General features: G+C 70.6%; 5 protein-coding genes. 3 read left to right on the plus strand and 2 right to left on the minus strand.

Going from position 1 to position 3,519, the window contains the following annotated elements; translation table 11 throughout:
• Nucleotides 1-137: 137 nt before the first annotated feature.
• Nucleotides 138-932 (minus strand): GVDTG sorting domain-containing protein, encoded by a 795-nt coding sequence (locus tag JJ683_RS18570; protein WP_200176300.1) that lies wholly within the window; start codon nucleotides 930-932, stop codon nucleotides 138-140.
• A gap of 429 nt (nucleotides 933-1,361) precedes the next feature.
• Complete coding sequence (locus tag JJ683_RS18575; protein ID WP_307811056.1) at nucleotides 1,362-2,024, minus strand: helix-turn-helix transcriptional regulator; 663 nt, start codon at nucleotides 2,022-2,024, stop codon at nucleotides 1,362-1,364.
• 171 nt (nucleotides 2,025-2,195) lie between these two features.
• Here JJ683_RS18575 and JJ683_RS18580 point away from each other — a divergent pair, with 171 nt between their 5' ends.
• From JJ683_RS18580 to JJ683_RS18590, 3 genes are all read left to right on the plus strand, one after another.
• The gene (locus tag JJ683_RS18580; RefSeq protein ID WP_182348782.1) at nucleotides 2,196-2,396 is read left to right on the plus strand and encodes a CsbD family protein; all 201 of its coding nucleotides are present in this window, start codon (nucleotides 2,196-2,198) and stop codon (nucleotides 2,394-2,396) included.
• A 136-nt stretch (nucleotides 2,397-2,532) separates the two neighbouring features.
• Nucleotides 2,533-3,039 (plus strand): Asp23/Gls24 family envelope stress response protein, encoded by a 507-nt coding sequence (locus JJ683_RS18585; protein ID WP_182348783.1) that lies wholly within the window; start codon nucleotides 2,533-2,535, stop codon nucleotides 3,037-3,039.
• Nucleotides 3,040-3,047: 8 nt separating this feature from the next.
• On the plus strand, nucleotides 3,048-3,344 hold the full coding sequence (locus JJ683_RS18590) for an Asp23/Gls24 family envelope stress response protein (RefSeq protein WP_200176302.1): 297 nt from the start codon (nucleotides 3,048-3,050) through the stop codon (nucleotides 3,342-3,344).
• Nucleotides 3,345-3,519: the final 175 nt, after the last annotated feature.

Below are 3,519 nucleotides of genomic sequence, written 5' to 3' on the forward strand. Positions count from 1 at the left end.
GCGGCGGCGACTGTTGCCCCCGCAGCCCGAGGACGATCGCCGCGATCCCGGCGGCGGCGAGCACCACGGCGGCCACCAGAGCGCACAGCCGCCGGCGGCGGCCAGGCAGGGACTGCGTGACGTGGCGCATGGCGGGGCTACTTCCGCGGCGCGTCCGCGGCGCCGCGGCGCCTGGTCACCGCCAGTGCGCCGCCGGCGGCCAGCAGGGATGCTCCGCCGACTCCGAACACCCACGCGTCCTCGATGCCGGCGCTCGCCCCGCCGCCGGTGTCGACGCCGCCGGAGGGCATCGCGCTCATCTGCGAGGCGGTGACCGCCCCGCACACGGCCGGGGCGGTCGCGGCCAGCGGCAGCTCCGGTGCAAGGTTGGACTTGGCGTTTGCGGCCTGCTCGGACAGGCCCGCCGGGTCGAGGCCGTGGACGACCACGACCGCGGTGCCGTCGTGCAGTGCGCTCAACGTCGCCGGGGACAAGGTGATCGTGCGCGAATATTCGAACTCGCCGCCGCCCGGGGCGGTCGTGACGTCGGTCGCCGCCTTGGCGCTGGTGTCGCCGGTGGTGCTCAGCGTCGTGTTCACCGCGCCGTAGGCGTCTTTGCCTTCGGCGGTATCGACGATCCCGTCGCCATTGGCGTCGGCGCTCGGGGCCGGGCAGGTGCCCTGCCCGCCGATGTGGATGTGCTGCACGTGCGGGTAGGCGCCGCCTTGGAAGGTAGGCGCCAGGCCCCACACGTGCTCGGAGATCTGCGCCTGGTCCCCGTCGACTTTCATCATGAACTGGCCGGCCGCCCCCGAGTCGTTGAGGGGATTGAGGATCGCTTGGTACACGGTGGGCGTGTCGGCCGACGCCGTCGCCGCCATGCCCACGGTCAAAGGCAGTGCGAGTGCGGCGGCGGGGGCGAGCAGGCCCAGTGCGGCTGTGGTGGTACGCATCGGAACAAACCTCCTAGGGCGGCGCGGCGAGACGTCTTCCCGCCCGGCCGGATACGAGGCATTCGCAGCGGCGCGCGCCGCGGATGGGCCGACAGCGAATCGTCCTGCACGCGGATGCGGCGCCTCTGCGCGGAGCGGCGGGGACCGGAGCACCCCCGGCGGGCCGCCGCGGGTGCGTACCGTGAGGACGTGCTGGCCCGCACCCGGTGCACGATCGCTTTCCAAGCGCACACGGAGGTGCCAGCGTATGCACGATCCCACGACACTGGCCCGTTCCGAACAGCCCGCCGACCCTGCATCGGCCCGCAGCCGCCCCGCGCGCACCGCCGTCGATCCCCACCCGGGGCGCAGGTCTGACCGTGACGGTCACTCGGGTGCGCACGCGGCGAACCGGGCGCCGCCAGAGCCGCCAGAGGGACCTCCAGGTCCCTACGGCAGCGTCTCGGGGCCTTGCAGCGGATGGGCAACGCGCGCGCGGTCGGGGCGGAAGCCGTGTTCGACTCCCCAGAGCACGGCCTGCGCACGGCTGGTCACCCCGATCCGCCGGTAACAGTTGCGGATGTAGGTTTTGACCGAGTTGATCGACAGGTGCGCATGCTCGGCGATCGCGCTATTGCTCAGCCCTTGGGTGATCAGCGCGAGGACCTCGGCTTCGCGTTGCGTGAGCCCTTCCTCGCGGCCCGGCCAGTCTCCGACGACCACCTTCGTGCCCGGCACACCGGCATGAACCTGCCGCACGCCCCGGTGGACCTCTTCGAGGGCGGCGACCAACTGCCGTGCGGGAAGAGACTTGGCCAGATACCCGCTGGCCCCGTTCGCGAACGCCGACTCGACAAGCAGCGCATCGAGATTCCACGAATACACCGCCACCTTGTCCACCAGCGGATTCGCCGCCAGCGCGCGCACCTGACTGCGATCGCCCTGCGGGTTGGCGAACGAGTCGTACAAGGCGATGTCCACACGGCCGCCGACACGGGTGTTCGCGTCCAACTCGACGATCTCCACCCGGTCCCGGTAGGTCCGCAGCATCACCGCCAGCCCGCGGACCACGACCTCGTAATCGTCGACCAACGCCACCCGAATACCACTCACACCGACGACTGTATCCGATCGAATTTCACCCCTAAGGGTGAAGCTATACCCACCTATGGGCGCGTAGCGTTTTCCTCGTGGTGAGCGGGAAGCGTGACGGCCCCACGACGAGGTCGGCGGCGAGAGCCGTGTACGCCCCACGACACCATCATCATCTATCAGGAGGAACCCATGGGAGTACAGGACAAGTTCACCAACAAGGCCGAAGAGCTCAAGGGCCGCGGCAAGGAAGCGGCCGGCGCCGCCACCGGCGATGAGGACCTCAAAAACGAAGGCAAGGGCGACCAGGCGTCCTCGGGGGTGAAGAAGGGCGTCGAGAAGGCCAAGGACAAGGCCAACGAGATCGCCGACAAAATCACCGGCGAACACTGAACACCATGTGTTTCGTTTCCGCTGAGCCGGGGAACCCATCGGCATTCGCACGTGCCACGGCCAGCGCACAGGCTGACCACGGCCAGAACGGGTTCCTTGCCCGGCCGGCCGGCCGACACACAGAAAGGGTCCTGCGATGAGTGAGAAAGAAGAAACCACAACATCGGCAGCCGGGACCCGGCCCGGCGGCGACGGCGGGCGCGTCGGCGGCGCGGTGACGCGTACCGCGGACTCCGCGCTGGCCAGCGAGCACGGGCGCACCTCGATCGCCGATGTGGTGGTCTCGAAGATCGCCGGCACCGCCACCCGCGAGGTGTCGGGCGTCTACGACCTCGGCGGCGGCGCGTCGCGGGCGGTGGGCCAATTGCGTCAGCGCATCCCGGGCGGGCGCGCCAGCGTGTCCCAGGGCGTCTCGGTGGAGGTCGGGGAACGCCAGACCGCCATCGATATCGACCTCGTCGTCGAATACGGCGTGGCGATCGCCGATCTCGCGTCCGGTGTGCGCCGCAACGTCATCGCCTCTGTGGAACGCATGACCGGCCTCGAGGTCACGGAAGTCAACATCACCGTGCACGACGTACACCTCGACGAAGACGACGACGGGGACGACGGCGACGGCGAGCAGTCGACCCGGGTCGAATGAGGCCCGCGATGACCGAGGCCGCCGGCGAGCTGGCCGACCGGATCGTCGCTGCGGCCCGAGCGGTGCCCGGAGTGGTCGGACTCGACGGCGGCGCTTTCAACGAGGTCGCCACCTATCTTCCGGGCCGGCGCATCCCCGGGGTGCGCCTCACCGACGAGGGACGGGTCGAGGTCCACATCATCGCCGCCTATTACAGCGATGTGTGCGCGGTGGCCGACGCGGTACGCGACGCGGTGACACCGCTGGTGGCCGCCCCGGTCGACGTGATCGTCGAGGACCTCGAAGCGCCCACCGACATGCCCTGACCGGGCGATACCGCGCGCCACCGTGGCGGAAGGCGGAACAATGGGACCATGCGCGATGACGATCAGGCCCGCGCCCGGCGCGCCGAACGCCGGCGCCTCGCCCGCGCGCTGCACCCCGACCACGGCGGCGACGCCGACGCGTTCGCGGCGGCCATGGCCGCCACCGCCGACCACG

Origin of the sequence: Tomitella cavernea (assembly GCF_016599145.1) — a bacterium.
GTDB classification, from domain to species: Bacteria; Actinomycetota; Actinomycetes; order Mycobacteriales; family Mycobacteriaceae; genus Tomitella; species Tomitella cavernae.